The following is a 22,398-nucleotide window of genomic DNA, read 5'->3' as shown; positions in this document are numbered from 1 at the left end:
AAGAGGGACCTCTGCTCGGTCCCCGCCCGCCTCGGCTCGCCGAGGACGACGCCGGCCTTCCAGTACGGGGACGGCTGCCCCTCGGCGTGGCGGGCCTCGTAGGCCTGGCCGAGCACGAGGAGCGTGGCCCGGGGCAGGTCGGGCGTCCGTGGCGGCGCCACGGCGAGGTCGCGCTCGACCCCCCCCGATGTGTGGGGCCCGTCGCCATATCCCTTTGTCGTGCAGGACGCGCCGACCCGCGCGGCCACGAGCCTCCCGGCCCAGAGCTTCTCGGCCGCTCGCGCCGCGTGCGTCGCCACGGCCCGCCGGATCGTCCTGAGGTCCTCGACCGGCTCGCCGAAGCTCCGCGACCGGTCCATCGTCTGCCGCTCGGCCCGTCCCCCGTCCCGGACGCACGGGACGCCCCGGATCTCGCAGACCGCCCGGAGGGGACGACGTCGAGCCTCCGCCACATGACTTCGTCGTTCATGGCCGCGAGCTTCGCGATTGCCGACGTCTCACACGTCCCGGACGTCGAGCCCGCTGAGGAACGCCGCCCGGTCGGGGTGGCCGACGAAGCAACGGGCGCGGCTACCGAGCCCCGGGAGGGCAGGAGGCGAGTGCGCCGGCCGCCCCTGCCCTTGGTCTACGAGCCACGGGAGGGCGCCACCTCGCCGGGGAACGCCAACGCCCGCCCTCCGGCGCCGACGGCCCCCCAGGCTCGACCGGCGCGCGCCCTGGCCTCGCGGAGCGTGCGGGGCGGGAGGGTGGCCCAGAGCGGGCCGAAGAGGTGGTGGACGGCGACGGCCGTCCACGCGCCCCACTCGCGGACCCGGCCGAGGGCGGCCTCGCCCGTCGGCACGTCCCCCAGGGCGAGGTGGGCGACGGCCGCGGCGAACGCGTCGCCCTCAGCCTCGAACATGGCGAGCGCCGCGCGCACCTCGTCGTACCGGCCGAGGGCGGCGAGCGCGACGGCCCGGGCCGTCTGCGGGCCGAGGCCGCTCCACGGCTCCTCGACGCCCTCGAGCACGGCCGCGGCCTCGGCGGGCCGGCCCAGCGCGAGCAGGGGGAGCCCCTCGTAGAACGCGCCGGTCACGAAGCCCGGGCTCAGCTCCCGGACGCGGCGGGCCTCGGCGAGCGCGCCCTCGGGTTCCCCCGTGATGAGGAGCGCGAACCCCAGGTTGATCACGGCCTCGGGGGAGAGCGGGTCGAGCGCGACGGCCTGGCGGGCGCTCGCGAGCGCGTCTTCCGGCCGGCCGAGGATGGCGCTCGCGTAGGACCGCCAGTTGTGGGCCTCGGCGTAGTCCGGCCGGAGTTCGACGGCCCGGTCGAAGGCGTAGAGCCCGGCGACGCCGTCGCGGCGGGCCACGCTGAGGGCCCCGAGCGAGGCGTGGGCCTCGGCGAGGTCGGGCGCCGCGGCGAGCGCGCGCCGGGCCGCGGCCTCGGCCTCCTTGAGCACCGACGGGTCCGGCTCGTGGCGGTAGTCGTAGAGCAGCCCGAGCGCGTCGGACAGGCCGACGAGGGCGAGCGGGTACTGAGGATCTGCGGCGAGCGCTTGGCGGAACAGCCGGACGGCCTCCCGCATGCCGGCCTCCGTCCGCTCGTCGAGCCGGCGCCGGCCCTCGGCCCAGAACCGGTAGGCGTCGAGGCTCGGCGTGTGGGGCCGCTCGTCGGGCGCGGCCCCGACCTCGATGCGGAGCGCCCCGGCCACCTCGCGCGCGACCTCGGCCTGGATCTGGGACACGCCCTCGGTCGCGAGCGGCCGGCGGAAGTCGCCTGCCCACACCTGCCGGTCGTTCGGCGCGTCGACGAGGCGGACCGCGAGGCGGACCCCGGCGGGGCCCTCCAGGACCTCGCCCTCAAGCACCCACCCCACGCCGAGCGCGGCGGCGATCTCCGGGACCGCCGCCGGCCGGTCGAACCGCCGGACCGACGTCCGCGAGATGACGTCAAGGCCGCCGACGGCCGAGAGCCGGGCCATGAGCCCGACCTGGACGCCGTCGGCGAACGCGCTCGGCGCGTCGGCGCCCAGCGCCTGGAACGGGAGGACCGCGATCCGCCGCGTGGGGGGGGGCGACGGGCGGGCGGCCGGGAGGACGGCCCGCCGGAGTCGGGCTGCGGCCGCAGAGGCCGCCGCCGACGGGCCGAGGCCGAGGTAGTCGGTCAGCCGCCGGCAGTACGCGGCGTGGGCGGCGAGCGCGCCGGCCCGGTCGCCCGTCCGCCCCAGCGTCTCCACCAGCCGGACGTGCGCCTCGTCGGAGGGGGGGGCGAGCGCCGCCGCGCGGCGGGCGGCGGCGCGGGCGGTCGGCGCGTCGCCGTCGGCCTCGGCGGCGTCGGCCAGCGCCCACGCGGCCTCGCTCGCTCGGCGCCGGAGCCGGCGCCGCTCGTCGTCGAGCCACCGCTCAAACTCGGGCGCGGCGCCGCGGACGAAGAACCCCTCGAGCAGGTCGCCACGGTAGAGGTCGAGGGCCCGGGCGAACTCGCCCCGCCGGGCGGCCTCCTCGAACTCGACCACGTCAACCCAGAGCCGACCGGGGTCCAGGCCGACCTCCTCGGCCCCCCGGTTGACGACGGCCCCGGGCCCCAGGCCCCGGCGGACGTGGTAGAGCAGGTTGCTCAGCGCGTTCCGGCTGGCCGCCTGCCCGTGGTCGGGCCAGAAGAGGGGGAGGATCGTGTCGCGCCGCTGGAAGCCGCGGGGGCGTGCGAGGGCGAGGTACGCGAGGAGCGCGACCCGCTTTGGGCCGACCAGGAGCGTGGCCGCCCGCGGGCACGTCGTGTCCGCGGGGCCGAGCAACCGGATTCGTGACGGGGCACTCATCTAAGACCAAACTAAGAGGGGGCTAACGACCAGCCAAGAGCCCTCCCGTACCTCACGGGCGCACCCCCCTGCCTCCCCTCTCATGCCCCGCTCCGCCCCACGCGCCCTCGCGCTGTGTGCCCTCGCGCTCGCCCTCGTCGCGTGCGACTCGATGGGCCCCACCGACCCCGGCGGCTCTGTCGTCACCGGCGTCGAGATCGTCGCCGCGGTCGCGGAGGTCGCCATGGGCGAGACGCTCCGGCTCGAGGCCGAGGTCCGGCCCGCGTCGGCGCCGCAGGGCGTCACGTGGGCGTCCGACGACGAGGCCGTCGCTCGCGTCGACGGGGCCGGCCGGGTAACGGGGGTCGCCTCCGGGACCGCCCGGATCACGGCGACGAGCACGGCCGACCCGACCCGGAGCGCGGCCGTCCAGATCACCGTCTCCGATTGCCCGTCGCCCCGCGAGGCCGGCGGCGTGCTGAGCGGCGGCGCCACGTGGGAGAACTGGATCGACCCGCCGGCCTGCGTCGACTACGTCGTGACGCGGAACGTCACGACGCAGGGGCTCCTCGCGATCGAGCCCGGCGTCCGCGCCGCGTTCGCCGAGGACGTCACGCTCGTGGTCCGGGGCGCCGCCAGCGGCCTCCGGGCCGCCGGGACGGCCACCGAGCCCATCGTCCTGACCGGGACCGAGGCCCGGCGCGGCCACTGGGGCGCCGTCTGGCTCGACGGTGCGGACCACGCCGAGAACCGGCTCGAGCACGTCACGATCGAGCACGGCGGCGGCGGGTCGTTCTCGGGGTCGATTACGCGGGGCAACCTGCTTATAACGGGCGGGGCCGAGTCGACGCTCCTCGACGCGACGCTCCGCGAGGGGAGCGCGTTCGGGCTGAGCATGGCGTCGGGCGCCGCGCTCCGCGCCCACGGCCGCAACCGGTATACGGCGAACGCGGCCGGCCCGGCCCACGTCTCCGCCTCCCAGGCCCACTTCCTCGACGCCACGTCGACGGCCGACGGCAACGACGTCGACCTCGTGGCCGTCGACGCCGACGACGTGACGGGGGCCGTGACGTGGGTGCCGATGGGCGACGGGTACCTCGTCGAGCAGGAGTCCGACCGGTACGCGTTCGACGTGGCCGGGCCGGACGGCGACCTCCGCCTGGCGGCCGGCGTCCGGATCGCGTTCGAGGACGACATGGCGATGACGGTCGCCGCCGGGGGGCGCCTCCGGGCCGAGGGGACGGCCGCCGAGCCCGTCGTCCTCACCGGGGCCATGGCCGGCCGGGGAAGCTGGCGCGGCCTCCGGGTCTTCTCCGCGGCCGACAACCGCCTCGCCCACACGGTCGTCGAGGGGGGCGGGAGCGACACGCACTCCGGCTCGGTCGAGCCCGGGAACGTGTTCGTCGCCACCGACGCGGCCGTCCGGGTCACGGACTCGACCCTCCGCGGCGGGGCCGGCTACGGGCTCGTGGCGATGGAGGGCGTCTCGCTCCCCGGGTTCGCGCGCAACGCCCTCACCGACAACGCCCTCGGCGCCGCCCACGTCCGGGCCACCGTCGCCGACGACCTCGACGCGGCGTCCAGCTACACCGGCAACGGCCGCGACGTCGTCGACGTCTACGCGTACGTCTCCGTGCTCACGGAGGACACGGAGTGGCGGGACCTCGGCGTCCCGTACGTCATCACCGACACGCCCGTGGGCCTGGCCGTCGACGGCGCCGCATTCACCGTCGGGCGCGGCGTCGAGATCCTGTTCCAGGGCGACATCGGGCTGGGCGTCACCGGCGGCGTGCTCACGCTCGCCGGCACCGAGACCGCCCCTATCCGCCTCGCGGGTGACGACGGGGCGTGGAAGGGGATCGAACTGCTCCGGAGCACCGGCACACTCACCCACGTCGCGATCGACGGGGCCGGCAGTTCGAGCTGGGGCTCGATTGGCGACCCCGCCGCCCTCACCCTCACGGCCGCCTCGGGCGACCCCGCCCACGCCGACCTCGGCCCGGGGACGTCGCAGACCGGCGCGGCCGTCGGCCTCGAGTTCCGGCCGGGGGCGACGACGGCGACCGGGTGCGGCCGGCTCGTGCCGGTCTCCATCCCCACGGGCTCGACCTACGGCCAGCACTGCCTCTAGGCCCCGCCGCCGCTCCCCGTCCCGTTCTCCTCCGATCCCATGCCCCGCCTCGCGCTCCTCCTCGCCGCCCTCCTCGTCCTCCCCGTCGCCGCACAGCCCGGAACCGCCGTCGACGGCACGTGGGCGACGACCTATGGTGCGATGACCCTCCACTCCGAGGGCCCGTCCGTCAGCGGGACCTACGCCCACGACGGGGGCTCCCGCCTCGAGGGGACGCTCCGCGACGGCGTCCTCGAGGGGACCTGGTACGAGCCACGCTCGGCGCGCCAGTGCCCCGACGTCCGCGGGGGGACCGCCTACTGGGGTCGGCTGCGGTTCGCGTTCTCTGAGGCCGGCCGCTTCGAGGGCCGGTGGAACCACTGCGACGGAGAGCTGACGCGGTCCTGGGTCGGAGAGCGGACGTCGGGGCCGCCCGCCTCGGACGCCGCCGTGGCCCTCTCCGTCCCCGACTGCGTCTCGTTCGACGGCCAGCCGCTCGCGGCCCTCGGCCGGTTCCTCACGGTCGAGGGCACCGGCGACGTGCCGCCGCTAGCCCTCCTCGCCGCCCGCGTCGAGGACGACCACGTCGTCGAGCGGTTCACGTCGGGGCCGCTCCGCCCGGGTGATCGGTTCCTGCCCCGCGACCCGGACCTGCCGGGGTGGCCGCTCGGGGCCGTCGACCACCTCGTCCCCGGCGAGCCCTTCGTCATCAACGGGGTCTTCGCCGTCGACTACGCGCCGGGCGCCGTCGAGGCCGCGCGCCGGGCCGCCGGCCGGCCGGGCGCCGACGCCCTCCTCCTCCTGCTCGTCCCGACCGAGGCCGCGTGGGAACGGGCCGAGGGGATGCGGTCGACGCCGCTTATCGTCCTGTTCGAGGAGCGCCGCTGAGGGCCTCCCCCTCACCCCATGTCCCGATCCCCTTATCCCATGCGCCTCGTCATCTCGCTGTTCGCCCTCGCCCTCGTCGCCTGCGCCGACGCCCCCGACGCCCCGGCCGAGGCCCCGCCCGACGGGCCCGTCGTCGCCGAGCTCGTGACCCAGGACATGGCCTTCGCCGGCCCCGACACCCTCCGCCCCGGGTGGACCACGATCCGCCTCGACAACCGCGACGCCGTCACCCACTTCGCCCTCGTCAACCGGCTCCCCGACGGGTACACCCTCGAGGACCAGCTCCGCGACGTCGTCCCGGTCTTCGTCGAGGGCGCCGAGCGCCTCTACGACGGCGACGCCGAGGGGGCCGGGGCCGTGTTCGCCCGGCTCCCCGAGTGGTACGGCGGGGCCGTCTACGTCGGCGGCCCCGGGCTCCTGTCGCCGGGCCACGTCGCCGAGGCCACCCTCGACCTCGCCCCGGGGACCTACGTCGTCGAGTGCTACGTGAAGACGAACGGGGCCTTCCATCCGATGGCCCACCAGATCACCGTGACAGGCGCGCCGACCGGGGCCCCGCCCCCCGAGCCGACCTACCGGCTGGCCGTCTCGGCCGACGGCATCGAGGCCGGCGACCCGCCCGCACCCGGCGTCCACACGGTCGCCGTGGCGTACCGCGACCAGGGGCCCCACGAGCACTTCCTCGGCCACGACGTCCACCTCGCCAGGCTCGACGACGAGGTCGATCCCGACGCGCTCGGGGCCTGGATGGACTGGAGTAGCCGCGACGGGCTCGACACGCCCCCGCCGGTCACCTTCCTCGGCGGCACCCACGAGGCCCCGGCCGGCTCGACGGCCTACTTTACGGCCACGTTCGAGCCCGGCGACTACGCCTGGGTCGCCGAGGTGCCGGACCCGGTCGGGAAGGGGATGTACGTCCCGTTCACCGTCAGCGACGAGTAGCGGACTGGCCGCCCCAGGCCGACGCGCCTGATCCGATTCTGCGAGCGGGCCCGGCCACATGAGCCCGGCAGGCCCCCTCGAACCGCCACGATCGGGAGTCAGTCGGGCCCGTCCCAGGTCAGCCAAGCGCGCCAGGCGCGGGCGCCCGAGGGGCGGCCGACGAAGGCCCGACCGCGTCGAGGAGGACCTCTCCCCGCCAGCACGGGGAGGACCGTGCGCACGTCGACGTCCAGTTCACGACGGAACCGGCAGTATTTCCGGCAGCCCAACAAGCACAGGCCTCGATTTCAGCACTCAATGGCCAGAATTGGGACCCTGTAGCGGAGAGGGTGGGATTCGAACCCACGGTACCCGTGAGGGCACTCCGGTTTTCAAGACCGGCGCATTCGACCACTCTGCCACCTCTCCGGTGCGGGAGACAGGTCCGCCGTTCGCACGCCGCGAAGGACGGGCATCAACCGGCGAGACGCCGACTCGAGCGTCTCGCCAAATCTACCCCCGAACCGGCGGCGCGCCCCTACTCGGAGGCGAACGCCGCGCTCGCCGCTGCGTCGCCCACGACGGGCAGTTCCAGCGACGTGGCATCGGAGGTCCTGGGCCGGGGCCAGAGCCTGAACTCGCGGTCGCTGAAGAACACCGGCAGGCCGAGCCGCCGGCCTACAGCGAACCCCAGCTGAGACGTCGTCGACGACCATCGCAGTGCCCTGGCTCGGCGCGTCCCCCGTCGCGAGCGCCTCAACCCCGTTTATCGCGTCGGCGGCCCCGCCTGGGCCAGGGTGGAAGGGCGACGAGAAGGCCGAGGCCGACGAGAAGCGGACGCATCAGAGTAGGAGCAGAGACGGAAGGCGATGCGTGCGATGCCGCACCCCGCCTCTCTCCGATCTCTTCACCCGGCGATTCCGACCGGCCACGGGCAATTCGGACCCGTCGGCGGACGGCCTCGGTAGCTTGGTCGGCACACCCAACCGATCTCCATGCACCGACTCGCCCTCCTCTCCCTCCTCGTCCTCGCCGTCGCCGCGTGCGACTCCAGCCCGAGCGTCGTCGAGGACGGCGTCACGGTCCTCGTGGCCTACGAAGGCCGTCTCGATAATGGGGACGTGTTCGACTCCAGCGCTGGGGCGGAGTTCGTCGTTCGGGAGGCGGCCCCGGGGCAGCCGGGCCTGATCTCCGGGTTCTACGACGGCCTCCTCGGGATGATGATCGGCGAGAGCAAGACGCTCGTCATTCCGCCAGAGCAGGCATATGGCGCGGGCGGCGTCGTGAACCCGAACACCGGCGAGGTGATCATCCCGCCGAACGCGACGCTGACGTTCGACGTGACGATCCTCGATATCCGGTAACGCGAGGGCCGCCCGAGGGGCACGGACACATAGGTCACACCCGTTACCCAGACAGCTCATGATTGTCTGTCTGCATGCCCTCCGAGACCCGCTCCGCCGCCCGCACCGTCGCCGCCCTCGCCGTGTTCTTCTCGCTCGTCGTCGCCGTCGTCGGCTGGGCGGGGTCGTCGCCGTCGGTGGCGGTGCCGCTGTCGGTCGAGGCGTCGCTGAGTGAGGCAGAACGGGAAGCCGTCGAGCAGGTCCGGACGGAGTTCGCCGCCGCGCTGGCGGCGCGCGAGGCCGACGTCGAAGCCGTCGACACGCTCTCCGTGCGTGAGACGGGCCAGCTCCGGCGGTCGCTCAACCGCGCCCACGTGTCCACGGCCGCCCGCCTTGGCGTAGCTCCGGTCCCGACCGACTCGGCGCTCGCCTTCGCCGATGGCCTCCGCCCGCTCGATGAGCAGAGCCCGTATTACACGATGCGCTGGCGGACGGGCCCGCTCACGCCCGACGCGCTCGCGGCGCTTGACGCCATCGGCGAGCGGTTCCACGAGCGGCTGGAGGAGGCCGGGCTTCCGCCGTTCCGCTTCGTCGTCTCGTCGGCGTTCCGGACGGCCGAGCACCAGAACCGGCTCCGCGGCGTCAACGCGAACGCGGCGCGCGGCCGGTCGAGCCACGAGTACGGGACGACGTTCGACATCGCCTACACGCGGTACCGGTTCGACGGCGACGCCGGCTACGGCACCGTCGAGCGCCCGGAGATGCCGGACGAGCTCTCGACGCTCGCGCAGCTGTGGCTCGCCGCCCAGCTCGACGCCGAGGAGCGCGCCTGGGGCGAGCGGATGGCCGCCGAGCACGCCGACCGCCTGGAGGCGCTCCTCGGCCGCGCCCTCGTCGACCTCGAAGACGACGGCGTGCTGCTCGCGCTCCGCGAGGTCCGCCAGCCGTGCTTCCACGTGACCGTCGCCCGGCCGCTCGCCTAGCCCCGCCTCGGCGGCTCCCCTGAGCGAAGCCGAAGGGCCGAGGCGGGCGGAGCCGGGCCCACCGCCTCGCGTACTCTCCACCGATCCATTCCTCTCCCGCATGCGTCTCCCCGTTCTCGCCGCAGCCGGCGCCCTCGCGCTCGCCGGCTGCGCCTCCTCCTCCCCCACCGAGGCCCCCGACTCGATGACGACTGATTCCGCCACTGCGGACATCCTCCAGACGAACCCGCTGCTCCAGGAGTGGACCGGCCCCTACGGCGGCGTCCCGGCCTTCGACCGGATGGCGCTCGACGACCTCGAGCCGGCCATCGAGGCGGGCATGGCCGCGCATCTCGCCGAGATCGACGCCATCGCCCAGAACCCCGAGCCGCCGACGTTCGAGAACACGATCGTGGCGATGGAGCGGGCCGGCAAGCCCATCGAGCGCGCGTTCACGTACTACGGCATCTGGTCGTCGAACCTCTCGTCGCCCGAGTTCCGCGAGATCCAGGGCCGGCTGGCGCCGAGGCTCGCCGAGTACAGCTCGAAGGTGACCCAGAACGCCGCCCTCTTCGACCGCGTCCGCGCCGTTTACGAGGACCGCGAGTCGCTCGGCCTCCGCGACGACGAGGTCCGGCTCGTCGAGCTCGTCTACGACGGGTTCGCCCGCAACGGCGCGACGCTCGAGGGCGACGCGAAGGAGCGCTACGCCGCGATCGACCAGCGCCTCGCCGAGCTCCACACCCGGTTCGGCAACAACGTCCTGGCGGATGAGGAGGGCTACGTGACCTACATCACCCAGAGCCAGCTCTCGGGCCTCCCGGCCTCGTTCGTCCAGGCGGCCGCGGCGGCGGCCGAGGAGCGCGGGCGCCCCGGCGAGTACGCCATCACCAACACGCGGTCCTCCATGGACCCCTTCCTGACGTACTCCGACGAGCGCGACCTCCGCGAGCGCGTCTGGCGGACGTACTACGACCGCGGCGACAATGGCGGCGAGCACGACAACAACGCGCTCATCGCCGAGATTCTGGCGCTCCGCGACGAGCGCGTCGGGCTCCTCGGCTACGACAACTACGCGAGCTGGCGGCTCGAGAACCGGATGGCGGAGACGCCCGAGCGGGCCCTCGACCTGCTCATGGCCGTCTGGCCCGCCGCCGTCGCCCGCGTCGAGGAGGAGGTCGCCGACATGCAGGCCGTCGCCGACGAGCGCGGCGACGGCGTCACCATCGAACCGTGGGACTACCGGTACTACGCCGAGAAGGTGCGCCAGGACCGCTACGCCCTCGACTCCGACGAGGTCAAGCAGTACCTCCAGCTCGACAACCTCACCGACGCGCTCCACTACGTGGCCGGCGAGCTGTTCGGCTACGCCTTCGAGCCCGTCCCCGAGGGCTCGGTCCCGGTGTTCCACCCGGACGTGACGGTCTACGAGGTGACCGACCGCGAGAGCGGCGACCACGTCGGGCTGTGGTACCTCGACCCGTTCGCGCGGCCCGGGAAGCGGTCGGGCGCGTGGGCCACGACCTACCGCTCGCACACGACGTTCGACGGGCTGGAGACGGTCCTCGCCTCGAACAACTCGAACTTCGTCAAGGGCGCCCCGGGCGAACCCGTGCTCATCTCGCTGGACGACGCCGAGACGCTGTTCCACGAGTTCGGCCACGCGCTCCACTTCCTCGCCTCGAACGTGGCGTACCCGACGCTCGACAACGGCGTGCGCGACTACACCGAGTTTCAGAGCCAGCTCTTGGAGCGGTGGCTGCTGACGGACCCGGTGATCGAGCGGTACCTCGTCCACGTCGAGACGGGCGAGCCGATCCCGGACGAGCTGGTCCAGAAGATCCGCCGGGCGGCGACGTTCAACCAGGGCTTCGCCACGACCGAGTACCTCGCGAGCTCGCTTGTCGACATGAAGCTCCACACGATGGAGAACCCGGGCGACGTGGACCCCGACGCGTTCGAGCGCCAGTACCTCGCCGAGATCGGGATGCCGAGCGAACTCGTGATGCGCCACCGGACGCCCCACTTCGCGCACGTCTTCTCGAGCGAGGGGTACGCGACGGGCTACTACGGGTACCTCTGGGCCGACGTCCTGACGAGCGACGCGGCGGAGGCCTTCGCGGAGGCGCCGGGCGGCTTTTACGACGCCGAGATGGCCGACCGGCTCGTGCGCTACCTCTTCGCGCCGCGCAACGCGATCGACCCGGGCGAGGCGTACCGCCTCTTCCGCGGGCGCGACGCCGACATCGCGCCGCTCATGCGCGACCGCGGGTTCCCGGTCCCCGAGGGCACCGAGTAGGTCGCCGGGGCACGCCGCAGGGAGGCCCCCCGGCCCCGCCCGCCTCGGCGTCGAGGCGGGCGGGGCCGCGATCGTTCGGGGCGGTTGGCGGTTTCGGCGGCGATCGCGATACTGCGGGTCCCTGACACGGACCATGCCCGACCCCGCCCCCACGCCCGCCGCCGAGCGTCTCCGGCGCTCGCTCGAGATCGCCGGGGAGGCGTACGAGGTGGCGCCCGAGGACCGGCCGGCATTCGTGGCCGAGGCCTGCGACGGCGACGACGCGCTCCGCCTCGCGGTCGAGGACCTCCTCGCCTTCGACGAGCGCTCGCACACCCTCCTCGACGGCGGCGTCGGCGGGTTGCTGGACACGGCGCCTCCGGAGGTCGAGGCCGTCGGCGGGTACCGCGTCCTCCATGAGCTCGGGCGCGGTGGGATGGGCGTCGTCTACGCCGCCGAGCGGGTCGACGGGTCGTTCGAGAAGACGGTCGCGCTCAAGCTCGTCCAGTCGGGCAAGGCGTCGGAGGAGTCCGCGCGGCGGTTCGCGCGCGAGCGGCGCGTGCTGGCCCGGCTCGACCACGCCGGCATCGCGCGGCTCCTCGACGGCGGCGTCACGCCCGACGGCCGGCCGTACTTCATCATGGAGCGGGTCGACGGCGAGCCGATCACGGCTTACGCCGCGGCCCACGACCTCGACCTCGGCGCCCGGCTGGCGCTCTTTCTCGACGCTTGCGACGCCGTCGCCCACGCCCACCGGCTCCTGATCGTCCACCGGGACCTAAAGCCGTCGAACGTGTTCGTGACCGAGGACGAGACGGGCGTGCCACACGTCAAGCTCCTCGACTTCGGCATCGCCAAGGCGCTCGACGAGGACGACGAGGATGTCCTCACGCGGACGGGAGCCGCGCTCACACCGGCCTACGCGGCCCCGGAGCAGGTTGAGGGCGAGCCGGTCACCGCCGCGACCGACGTCTACGCGCTCGGCGTGATGCTGTACGAACTGTTGGTCGGACGCCGGCCGTACTCGTTCCCCAGCCGGGCGCTGGCGGAGGTCGCCCGCGTCGTCCGCGAGTCCCAGCCGACGCGGCCGAGCACGGCCGTGACCCCCACGAGTGGCACGCCGAGGCCGGCCGCCTCGGGGGCGTGGTCGGCCCCCCCAAAGACGCTCCGCGGCGACCTCGACGCCATCGTCCTGAAGGCGCTGCGGAAGGAGCCGCACCGACGCTACGCCACCGCCGGCGAACTCGCGGCCGACCTCCGCCGGCACGTCGAGGGCCGCCCGGTCGAGGCGCGGGGCGACGGGCTTGGCTACCGCACGTCGCGGTTCGTGCGGCGGCACCGGGCTGGCGTGGCCGCCGCGGCGGCGCTGGTCGTCGCGCTCGTCGGTGGGGCGGCGGCCGTCTTGTGGCAGGCCCGCGAGACGGCCCGCGAGGCGACGCGTGCGAACGCCACGCTCGATTACATCCTCGGCATGTTCGAGGCCGTCGACCCGGTCGAGCTCGAGGGCGGCGAGCTCCGCCCGGCCGACCTCCTGGCACCGGGCCTCCGCCAGGCTGCCGCGCTCGACGGCCAGCCGCTCGTGCAGGCGTCGCTGCTGGAGGGCCTCGGCCGCCTCGGCGTCAGCCTCGGCGAGTTCGCCCTGGCCGACTCCGTGCTCGGCCGCGCCGTCGCCGTCCGCCGCCGCGTGCAGGGGGCGGACCACCCGGACCTCGCGGCGCCGCTCACGCTGCTCGCCGAGTCCTTCACGGAGCAGCGCCGGTACGACGAGGCGATCAAGGCCGGCGAGGAGGCTGTGGCGCTCCTACAGGACACGGACGACGGCGACCGCCTCGCCCGGGCCCAGGTCACTCTGGGGGGCGTCCGCTACCGCCGCAACGACTCCGCCGCAGCCGAGGTCCTCTACCGCTCAGCCCTCGATATTGCAGACGCCCCCGGCCTCCGCGTGTCTGCGCTCACCGGCATCGGCAGCGTGCTCGCCGATGACCGCCCCACCGACGCACTCCGGGCCTACCGCCAGGCCGTCGACCTCGCGACGGCATCGTTCGGCCCCGGAGACCCGCGCACGGCCGAGGCACTGTACGGGTACGCCGAGACGCTCCTCGCTACCGGGGACACGGCCCGCGCGGCGACGCTCCACGAAGAGGCACTCCGCACGTACGAACGTGCGTACGGCCACGGGGACTACCGGACAGCCACGAGCCTCTACACCTTAGCCGTCCTCTACCACACCCAACGCCCGGACCTCGCCGAACGGCACTACCGCGAAGCGCTTGAGGCCTTCGAGCGATCGACGTTGGATAGCGACCACCTCTGGACCGAGTACACGCGCGTCGCGCTCGGCGGCCTGCTCCGCCAGCTCGGCCGGCCGGCCGAGGCGGCCCCACTCCTCGAAGACGGAGCGGCCTCGTTCGCCGACCAGCTCGGATCTGACGACGTGCGGACCCTCCAGGCGCGAGCCGGGTGGGGGCTCGCCCTCATCGAGACCGGCCGCGTCGACAGGGGGCTACCGATCGTCCGTGACGTCGATGCCAAGCTCCGAGAGCAAGAGCCGGGCGGAGCTTTCCACCTCGCCCTGCTCGAGAAGCTGGCGACGGCCCTGCGCGGGGCCGGCCGTGAAACGGACGCGAGGGCCGTCGCCGAGCGGCGAGCGGCCCTCGCGGAGGGGAGTTCGGGCTAGCCCTACGGCCGGGCCACGAAGAGGCCGGGCACGGGCTCGGCCCAACCGAGGCCGTCCTCGACCCGGACGAACTCGACGCCGTCGCCGTACGCAGCCCGAGCCGCCCGGTACTCGTCGAACGGCGGCGGCGGCGGCGGCGGGCACTTGCCTCCGCCTCCTCCGTACGCGAAGACCTCCTCACCGCGGCGGGGCACGAAGCTGCCCGGCGGGGGCGGCTCGCAGCGGTCGCCGCCGGGCCCGATCGCTTCGGCAGCCTTCGGGTCGAGCGTCGCGTGGCCGGCTCGGGAGAGGGCTTCGCCTGCGAAGTAGGCGTCGTTCGGGCTGAGGGCGAACGTCTCGCCGTCGACGTGGAGGAGGACGGCCTCGCCGACGGCTTCGATCTGGACAGCCTCAGACACAACGAAGCGGCCCTCGGCCGATGCGTGGGCCGTCGGGGCCGAGGACACCGTCGCGTCTACGGAGGACGACGGGGTGGCGGAGTCGCACGCGCCGAGCACGAGGGCCAGCGCGAGGAGCGAGAGGGACAAACGGGACATGAGGTGTAGCTGGGAGTGGAGGCTGGGGGTCCGCCCTGACTACAACAAACGGCCGCGTGCCCTGTCACCTCCACCCGACCCGCCTCGGCACCCCAGCCGTCTCCTCCACCCAAACGAGCGCCGCCGCCTCCCGAGCACCTCCATCCCCGAAGGCGCGCGAGCGGCGGCGGCGGTGCCGGACGGCGGTGCAGTGGCTCGTCGCGGCAGATCGAACGGCGCGTCGAACGCGACGACTGACGCGTTCGTGCGCGAGCTTCAGCCGTCGTGTGCAAATCTTAACGGAGCGCGCGCCGCCGAGATTCCCCAGGGACGCAGAATGGCCTCGAATGAACCGAGGCCTCGGCATCCCCCGTCGCAGAGCTCGGGATCTCCCCGGTCCCGACGTCCTTCCGGCCGCCCTACGGCCCCCCACCTTCGGCTACTGGGCGGCCTCCTGCTACCCGGTTCCTCGCGACCGCCGGCCGGACGGCGGGACCGACGGCACGTCGAGGCGCGTTCGCCGTCGAGATGAACGATCGACCGATGTCCCTCGCCCTCTCCGTCCTCGACCTCGTCCCCATCACGTCCGGGAGCACGGCCTCCGAGGCCCTCCGCCGGACCGTCGACCTCGCCCGCCTCGCCGATCGGCTCGGCTACACGCGCCTCTGGTTCGCCGAGCACCACGGGATGCCGAGCATCGCGAGCTCGTCGCCCGAGGTCGTGATCACGCACGTGGCCGGGGCGACGGAGCGGATCCGCGTGGGCTCGGGCGGGGTGATGCTGCCGAACCACGCGCCGCTCCTCGTCGCCGAGCGGTTCCACACGCTCGAGGCGCTGTTCCCCGGGCGGATCGACCTCGGGCTGGGCCGCGCGCCGGGCACCGACCCGACCCACATCCGCGCGCTCCGCTCGTTCGACGCCGAGCAGTTCCCGCACCAGCTGGCCGAGCTCGTCACGCTCTCGCGCGGTGGCTTCGCTGCCGACCACCCGTTCGCGGACGTCACGGTCACGCCCGGCGGCGTCTCGCTCCCGCCGATCTGGCTGCTCGGGTCGAGCGGCGCCTCGGCCCGGTTCGCCGGCACGAACGGGCTGGGCTACGCCTTCGCCAGCCACTTCTCGCCGACTCCGGCCGCGCCCGCGCTCCGCGCCTATCGCGAGGCGTTCGCGCCGTCGGAGGCGTTCCCGGAGCCACACGCGATCCTGGCCGCGGCCGTCGTCTGCGCCGAGACGGACGCCGAGGCGCGCCGCCTCGCGAGCACGATGGAGCTGGCCTGGGCCCGGATCCGGACGGGCCGGTTCGAGACGCTGCCCTCGCCCGAGGAGGCCCTCGCCCACGACTACTCACCAGCCGAGCAGCACGCCGTCCAGCTCTACCGCCAGCTGTCGGTCGTGGGCGATCCGGAGACGGTCCGCGCCGAGCTCACGCGCCGCGCCGAGGCCGCCGGAGCCGACGAGGTGATGCTGACGACGAACGTGTTCGACCCGGCCGCGCGGCTCCGCTCGTTCGAGTTGGTGGCCGAGGCGTTCGACCTCGCGCCGGCCGTCGCCGCCTAGCCCGCCTCGGCGGGCCGGTCGGCAGGGTCGCCGAGGCGGCGAGGCGCGGATCTACCTTGATGCCGTCCCCTCTCGCTCGCCTCTCCGCCATGCTCCACCTGCGCCGGCTCGCCCTTTCCGTCCTGGCTCTCGCGGCCATCACGCCCGGCGCTCACGGGCAGGCCGACAGCGGCGCACGGGAGCTGTTCGATCTGTTCGAGGACTGGCGCGCGTTCGAGCGACCGCCGATGCGCGACGGCGCGCCCGACTACACCGCCGCCACGTTCGTCGCGCGCGACGGCGACTTCCGGGCCCTCCGCGCACGCCTCGACGGGATCGACACGACCGGCTGGTCGGTCCCGCGACAGGTCGACTGGCACCTCGTGCGCGCCGAGATGAACGGGTACGACTTCAACCGCCGCGTGCTCATGCCGTGGGCCCGCGACCCGGCCTTCTACCAGTCGGTCTGGCTGTACCGGAGCGACGTGCCTGCCCACGAGGGGCCGACGCACCATGCCGTCACGGAGCTCTGGACGTACGACTTCCCCCTCTCGGCCTCCGAGGAGGCCCGCCTCGTCGCCGACCTGCGCGTGATCCCGCCGCTGATGCGACAGGCGCGGCAGAACCTGACGGGCAACGCACGCGAGCTCTGGATCGCCGGCATCCGCAACCTCCGGGCGCAGCGCGAGAATCTCGGGACGATCCGCGACCGCGCCGGCGCCGGGGCGAGCGCCGACCTTCTCGCCGTGATCGCCGAGGCGGAGGTGGAGACGGACGCGCTCGTGGCGTGGCTCGAGGCCGAAGCCGCGCACAAGGACGGCCCCTCCGGCATCGGCAAGGACAACTACACGTGGTACCAGCAGAACGTCCACCTCGTGCCGATGACGTGGGACGACGAGGTCCGGTTGCTCCGGCGCGAGCTCGACCGCGCATGGGCGTCGCTGGCGCTCGAAGAGCACCGCAACCGCGACCTCCCGCCGCTCGAGGCCGCCACGACGCCCGAGGAGATGGAGGCCAAGAACGACGACGCGATCGCCCGCTTCGTCGCCTTTCTCCGCGACGGCGAGGTGCTCACGTGGACCGACTACCTGGAGCCCGCCCTGGAGGCCCACCGCATCGGCTTCGTGCCCGAGGCGGAGCGCAACTTCTTCCAGATCGGGGCCCATTACGACCCGCTCCCGCTCACCACCCACTGGTACCACTGGTTCGAGCTGGCGCGGATGGACACGGAGCCGCACCCGAGCCCGATGCGCGGGCCGCTCCTGTACAACATCTTCGACAGCCGCAACGAGGGCACGGCCACGGGCGTCGAGGAGATGTTCCTCCACGCCGGGCTCTACGACGACAGTCCCCGCTCGCGCGAGATCGTCTGGATCATGCTGGCGCAGCGGGCCGCCCGCGGGCTCGGCTCGCTCTACGCCCACGCCAACGAGATGACGATGGAGGAGGCCGGGCGCGTCCACCAGGCCGGCACGCCGCGCGGGTGGATGGAGACGGAGGAGGAGCTGCTGCTGTTCGAGCAGCACCTCTACCTCCGCCAGCCGGGCTACGGCACGAGCTACGTCACCGGCAAGTACCTCCTCGAGCGCGCCCTCGCCGACGTCATGCGCCAGGCCGACGAGCGCGGCAAGGGCGTCCGCCTCGGGGCGTTCTTCGACGAGCTCAACGCCGTCGGCAGCATCCCGATCTCGCTGAGCCGCTGGGAGATGACCGGGCTCGACGACGACGTCCGCCGCATCACGCGGGAGCGGTAGCCCCGCCCGCCTCGACGCCGAGGCCAGAGCCGCCGACCCCAGTGACACCCGATGCCGCGTCGGGTCCCGATGCGGAGAGCCTCCGGCGTAGCCTCTGACAACCCGTCCGCTCCGACATGCCCCGCCTCGGTCTCCTGGTCGCCCTCCTCACCGCCTCGGCCGTGGCGCAGCCCGACACGCTCCGCGCCACGCTCGACCTCCGCCAGCCCCTCGCCGACGGCTGGCTCGACCCGACCGCCGACACCGTCGGCCTGCGCGGCGACCGGGCGCCGCTCTCGTGGGGCGGCACGTTCGAGGCCGCCGACCCCGACGGCGACGGCCTCTACACGGCCGCCGTCCCGATCGCCGTCGAAGGCGACAGCCTCGTGGTGGACCTCAAGATCAAGGTCGACGGCCCCGGCAACCCGAACGACGGGTGGCAGGAGGGCGAGAACCACCGCGTCGTCGTCCGGCGCGGCGGGACCGACCTCGAGCTCGCGTGGGGCGACCGCGTCGCGCCGGCGCCCGGCGTCGTCACCGGCCGCGTCGACACCATCGAGGGCGTCGAGGGCGCCGGCCTCGCGCCGCGCTCTGGCTACGTCTGGCTTCCGCCCGGCTACGAGGACGAGCCCGGCCGCCGCTACCCCGTGCTCTACCTCCACGACGGCGCGGGCGTGTTCGGGACCCAGCCCGGCGCCGAGTGGGGCCTGGACGAGGCGGCCACCGCGCTTATCGAGGCGGGCGAGATCGAGCCCCTGATCCTCGTCGGCGTCGCCAACACGAACCGGCGGACGGACGAGTACACGCCGACGCGCCGCGCCTGGCGCCGCGTGATGAACCGGAGCGGCCCGCCCACCGGCGACGGCCCGCTGGCCCCGTCGACCGGCCCGTTCGCCACCGACGCCGGCGAAGTCGTCGTGATTCGAGAGACGGAGGGCGGCCTCGTCGCCGAGATCCCAGGCGGCGTCTCTCCCGTCACGCCCCGGCCCGACGGGACGTACCACATCGAGCCCGACATCACGGTCGAGGTCGAGCGCGACGCACAGGGCGTCACGGCGACGCTCATCGCCACGCGCCCCCCGGCCGGCGGCCTCGGCGACGCCTACGGCCGGCTCCTCACCGACGTCGTCAAGCCGCTCATCGACGCCCGCTACCGGACGCTCCCCGACGCCGCGCACACCGGCCTCGGCGGCTCGTCGCTCGGCGGCCTCGTCACGATGCACCTCGGGATCACCCGGCCCGACGTGTTCGGCCGGCTGATCGTCGCCTCGCCGTCGGTCTGGTGGGACGACAAGGCGATCCTCGACGCCGTCGCCGCGGCCACGCCGCCGCCCGGCCAGCGCGTCTGGGTCGACGTCGGGACCGAAGAGGGCGGCTCGATGGTCCCCGATGCCCGACGCCTCGCGGCGCTCCTCGTCGAGACCGGGTGGGACGAGGCGCTCGTCCGCTACGTCGAGGCCGAGGGCGCCGGGCACAGCGAGCGCGCCTGGGCCGAGCGCGCGCCCGACATGCTCCGGTTCCTCTTCCCCGCGGAGTAGGCCCACCTCGGCCGGGCGCCCGGCGACCTCGCGAAACGACAACCGGGGCGCCCCGGCCGAACCGGAGCGCCCCGCCGACCTCCCGAGGCGGGCCTACTGGCCGATCTCGACCACGTCGTTGTCGCGGTCGACGTCCGGCAGGAGCCCATCCGGGTCGAGCACGGCGCGCTCCACCGTGCGGCCCGCCGCGGGGACCGTCACCGTCAGCGTTTCCGTCCGAGCGAAGCCCTCGACGGGGACCCTCGCGCGCGCCGTCGAGCCGTCGGTGAACGTGACCTCGACGGTCGTCGGGAAGACGAGGCCCCGGTTCTGCCCGACCGTCACGCTCACGACGTCGTCCGCCGTCGTGACCGACTCGAGGACGGCGTCGTAGGGGTGGCGCGTGTCGAACCAGCCGCGCCAGAACCAGTCGAGGTCCTCGCCCGCGACGTCCTCGATGGTGCGGAAGAAGTCGGCCGGCTGGGGGTGCTTGTAGGCCCAGCGCCGGATGTACTCGCGGAGCGCCGCGTCGAACCGCTCCTGGCCAAGGATCGCCGTGCGGAGGTAGTAGAGCCCGGCGCCCGGCTTCGTGTAGGCGTTCCACCCGATCTCGTTGCCCTCGAGCTGGTCCGGGTAGGTCATGATCTCGTCGTCGACCGAGATCTCGTTGGCCCGGAAGGCGTCGGCGATGTTCTCGGGGAAGACGCGGGAGGCGCGCGTCGTGGCCCCCGTGCCGTAGCCCGGCAGCGACGGGTCGTCGCCCTCGTCGTAGAACGCGAGGTTCGACGGGCCGTTGATGAACGTGTTGAACCCCTCGTCCATCCACGGGTGGCGTCGCTCGTCGGAGCCGACGATCATCGGGAACCAGTTGTGGCCGAGCTCGTGGTCGATCACCCCGAACAGGCTGAAGTGGCGGGCCGTCACGCGGGAGAAGTGGAGCATCGGGTACTCCATCCCGCCGATGTGGCTGGCGACCGAGATCGCGACGGGGTACGGGTAGGGGAGCCAGTACGAGTTGTTGAGGATCGACGCGCGGCCGTAACGCGTGGCCTCCTCCCAGCCGGGGTTCTCGGGGTCGTCGGAGACCCCCTCCTCCGGGTAGGCGCTGAGGATCAGGACGTCGTTCGTGCTCCCGTCGTCCATCCGCACGGCGGCGTTGGCGCCGTCGACGATGAAGGCGGCCGAGGAGCCCCAGGCCACGTCGCGGACGTTCTCGGCGCGGTAGCGCCACGTCTTGGTGCCGGTCGCCGAGGCCGCCGCGTCCCGGTCCGCCTCGGTCACGATGAGGACGGCCTCGTCGCTCTCGCGGGCCGCCGCCAACCGCTGGCGCTGCTCGCGGGTGTAGACCTCGTCCTCGTTGAGGAGCGTGCCCGTCGCCACGACGGTGTGGCTGGCCGGGACCGTCAGCGTCATCTCGTAGTCGCCGTAGTCGAGGTAGAACTCGCCGGAGCCGAGGTACGGCATGTGATTCCACCCGTTGACGTCGTCGAAGACGGCCACGCGCGGGAACCACTGGGCCATCGCGTAGACCCAGCCGTGCTCGGTCTCGAGGCGGCCCATCCGCGGCGTGCCCGGCGAGCCCGGGATCACGAACGAGTACGGGATCTCGACCTCGACCCGGCCGCCGCCGGCCTCGACCGGCGACGGGAGGTCGAGCCGCATCCGGGTGTCGGTGACGAGCGGCGCCACGGTCCGGCCGTCGACCGTGATCGTGCCGAGGCGGTAGCCGTGCTCCTCGTCGAGCGACGACGCGGCGCGGCCGGTGATCGGGCCGCCGCGGCTATTGGCGTCGAACAGGTTCTGCTCGAGGTGGAACCAGAGGTAATCGAGGGCCTCCGGGCTGTTGTTGGTGTACGTCAGGCGGACCGTGCCGGTGACCGTGTGCGTCTGGTCGTCGAGGCTCGCCTCGAGGTCGTAGTCGGCGCGCTGCTGCCAGTAGTCGGGGCCCGGCCGGCCGCTGGCGGTCCGGTACGAGTTCGGAGTCGGGAGGTCGAACGGCTCGAAGAGGTCGACGGGCTCGGGCGCGTTCGCCAGGCGGAGCGAGTCCTGGCGGGCCTCGTAGTCGGCGAGGGCGCCGGCCTCGGCGCGCGTCCCGCGGATGCCGAAGGTGTTTCCCCCGATGCCGAACGTGCCCTCGACGGCGTCGCCGTCGAGCGTCCCCTCGAAGGCGAACGGCGCGCCGAGCGACGTGAGCTGGCCCGTGGCCGTGAAGTCGGCCCCGTTCGTCGTGGTCTCAACGCCGCCGACCTCGGAGTCGATCTGGTTGTTGAGGAGGACGAACCGGCCGGTCTCGCCCTCGGCGGGGACGGTCAGGAAGCCGGAGTCGAAGGGGTCACCACCGCTCGGTGGCAGCAGGTCGATGGTCCACATGCCGACCGGGCTCTGGGCGAGCGCCAGCGGGGCGAGGAGCAGGAGGAGGAGCGAAAAAAGCGAACGGGGCATCGGGCGGGGGTGATGGGAGACGAAGCGGCTACGCCGACGGCCCGTTACGGTTACGGGCGGTCGGCCGCAGGGGATAGACGATCCGACCGCCTCCGCTCGTGCCCCGAGGCGGGTGGGGCGGGCGTGTCGCTCATGGGGCCTGTTCGGCTTCGACCTGCGGGCGGAGCGAGTCGACCTGGTCCGGCGTCCGGCCGTGGGTCTCGAGCGCGAGCGGGGCGAGACGAGCGCCTCCTCCGCCGCCGCGACCGGGCGGACGCAGGGGGGCCATGTGGCCCCCGAACCACTCGATGAGCGCGTCTCCGGGGAGGAAGAACGTGCGCACGAGCCGGGTCCCGGAGCGGGCCTGGGGCGCCATCAGCGAGTCGACCCGCCGGCCGTCGCGCTCGGTCTCGACGACGTCGGCGTGGAGTTGGCGGAGGAAATGGGCCTCGCGGTCGGCGTGGGCGCGGGCCTGCGTGGGCGCGGTCACCTGGAGACCGATCACGACGCCGAGCACGACGGTGGCGAACTCCAGTGCGACGGCCAACCGGGCCTGCTGGCGCACCGCCTCCGACAGGAGCCCGAGGATGGTTCCCGCCCTGGGGCGCGGCGGAGGGGGCGGCATGTCTGGCGGTGGGCAGAGTCGGGACGTCGCTCATCGCACCACCCGCCCAAGCGGTGCGTGCCCGTTCGGGGCAACGGCCTTGGGGAGTCGAGAACGGCG

At 73.8% G+C, this 22,398-nt stretch carries 14 protein-coding genes, 1 tRNA gene and 1 pseudogene; 10 read left to right on the top strand and 6 right to left on the bottom strand.

Annotated elements, in window-relative coordinates:
* Positions 1 to 14: 14 nt before the first annotated feature.
* Positions 15 to 359 (bottom strand): annotated as a pseudogene (locus tag BSZ37_RS22835) (DinB/UmuC family translesion DNA polymerase); the annotation flags it as partial.
* Between the two features lie 266 nt (positions 360 to 625).
* Positions 626 to 2,797, bottom strand: coding sequence for a BTAD domain-containing putative transcriptional regulator (locus tag BSZ37_RS03880; RefSeq protein WP_095509276.1), 2,172 nt, complete (start codon positions 2,795 to 2,797; stop codon positions 626 to 628).
* 82 nt (positions 2,798 to 2,879) lie between these two features.
* On the opposite strand from BSZ37_RS03880, the gene BSZ37_RS21815 reads away from it, so the two are divergent.
* From BSZ37_RS21815 to BSZ37_RS03865, 3 genes are read left to right on the top strand one after another with little or no spacing between them, the layout of a single operon-like run.
* Complete coding sequence (locus BSZ37_RS21815; protein WP_179299462.1) at positions 2,880 to 4,907, top strand: Ig-like domain-containing protein; 2,028 nt, start codon at positions 2,880 to 2,882, stop codon at positions 4,905 to 4,907.
* Between the two features lie 39 nt (positions 4,908 to 4,946).
* The gene (locus BSZ37_RS03870; protein ID WP_095509275.1) at positions 4,947 to 5,774 is read left to right on the top strand and encodes a hypothetical protein; all 828 of its coding nucleotides are present in this window, start codon (positions 4,947 to 4,949) and stop codon (positions 5,772 to 5,774) included.
* Between the two features lie 39 nt (positions 5,775 to 5,813).
* Positions 5,814 to 6,716, top strand: coding sequence for a hypothetical protein (locus BSZ37_RS03865; RefSeq protein ID WP_095509274.1), 903 nt, complete (start codon positions 5,814 to 5,816; stop codon positions 6,714 to 6,716).
* 321 nt (positions 6,717 to 7,037) lie between these two features.
* On the opposite strand, the gene BSZ37_RS03860 is transcribed toward BSZ37_RS03865, so the two are convergent.
* Positions 7,038 to 7,124 (bottom strand) — tRNA-Ser (locus BSZ37_RS03860).
* A 566-nt stretch (positions 7,125 to 7,690) separates the two neighbouring features.
* On the opposite strand from BSZ37_RS03860, the gene BSZ37_RS03855 reads away from it, so the two are divergent.
* The 4 genes from BSZ37_RS03855 (at position 7,691) to BSZ37_RS03840 (ending at position 13,955) form a co-directional block, all read left to right on the top strand.
* Positions 7,691 to 8,059, top strand: coding sequence for an FKBP-type peptidyl-prolyl cis-trans isomerase (locus tag BSZ37_RS03855; RefSeq protein WP_095509273.1), 369 nt, complete (start codon positions 7,691 to 7,693; stop codon positions 8,057 to 8,059).
* Positions 8,060 to 8,133: 74 nt separating this feature from the next.
* On the top strand, positions 8,134 to 9,021 hold the full coding sequence (locus tag BSZ37_RS03850) for a DUF5715 family protein (protein WP_095509272.1): 888 nt from the start codon (positions 8,134 to 8,136) through the stop codon (positions 9,019 to 9,021).
* 184 nt (positions 9,022 to 9,205) lie between these two features.
* Positions 9,206 to 11,299 (top strand): M3 family metallopeptidase, encoded by a 2,094-nt coding sequence (locus BSZ37_RS03845; RefSeq protein ID WP_342761213.1) that lies wholly within the window; start codon positions 9,206 to 9,208, stop codon positions 11,297 to 11,299.
* A gap of 133 nt (positions 11,300 to 11,432) precedes the next feature.
* The gene (locus BSZ37_RS03840; protein ID WP_095509270.1) at positions 11,433 to 13,955 is read left to right on the top strand and encodes a serine/threonine-protein kinase; all 2,523 of its coding nucleotides are present in this window, start codon (positions 11,433 to 11,435) and stop codon (positions 13,953 to 13,955) included.
* Positions 13,956 to 13,957: 2 nt separating this feature from the next.
* Here the strand turns inward: BSZ37_RS03840 and BSZ37_RS03835 are convergent, their stop codons facing one another.
* Positions 13,958 to 14,491: a hypothetical protein gene (locus BSZ37_RS03835; RefSeq protein WP_143537556.1), complete on the bottom strand. Its 534-nt coding sequence runs from the start codon at positions 14,489 to 14,491 to the stop codon at positions 13,958 to 13,960.
* 522 nt (positions 14,492 to 15,013) lie between these two features.
* Between BSZ37_RS03835 and BSZ37_RS03830 the strand changes: the two genes are divergently transcribed.
* From BSZ37_RS03830 to BSZ37_RS03820, 3 genes are all read left to right on the top strand, one after another.
* Entirely contained in the window at positions 15,014 to 16,024 is a 1,011-nt protein-coding gene (locus BSZ37_RS03830) for an LLM class flavin-dependent oxidoreductase (protein WP_095509268.1), read from the top strand.
* 59 nt (positions 16,025 to 16,083) lie between these two features.
* The gene (locus BSZ37_RS03825; protein ID WP_218830391.1) at positions 16,084 to 17,757 is read left to right on the top strand and encodes a DUF885 domain-containing protein; all 1,674 of its coding nucleotides are present in this window, start codon (positions 16,084 to 16,086) and stop codon (positions 17,755 to 17,757) included.
* 116 nt (positions 17,758 to 17,873) lie between these two features.
* The gene (locus BSZ37_RS03820; protein ID WP_095509267.1) at positions 17,874 to 19,274 is read left to right on the top strand and encodes an alpha/beta hydrolase; all 1,401 of its coding nucleotides are present in this window, start codon (positions 17,874 to 17,876) and stop codon (positions 19,272 to 19,274) included.
* Positions 19,275 to 19,367: 93 nt separating this feature from the next.
* Here BSZ37_RS03820 and BSZ37_RS03815 read toward each other — a convergent pair whose 3' ends face one another.
* Positions 19,368 to 21,695, bottom strand: coding sequence for a M1 family aminopeptidase (locus BSZ37_RS03815; RefSeq protein ID WP_095509266.1), 2,328 nt, complete (start codon positions 21,693 to 21,695; stop codon positions 19,368 to 19,370).
* Positions 21,696 to 21,825: 130 nt separating this feature from the next.
* Positions 21,826 to 22,299: a hypothetical protein gene (locus BSZ37_RS03810; protein ID WP_143537555.1), complete on the bottom strand. Its 474-nt coding sequence runs from the start codon at positions 22,297 to 22,299 to the stop codon at positions 21,826 to 21,828.
* Between the last annotated feature and the right edge of the window lie 99 nt (positions 22,300 to 22,398).

The organism is Rubrivirga marina (assembly GCF_002283365.1).
Lineage (GTDB): Bacteria > Bacteroidota > Rhodothermia > Rhodothermales > Rubricoccaceae > Rubrivirga > Rubrivirga marina.
The sequence above is the reverse complement of the archived record's forward strand: the minus strand, read 5'-3'. Positions and strand labels throughout refer to the sequence as shown.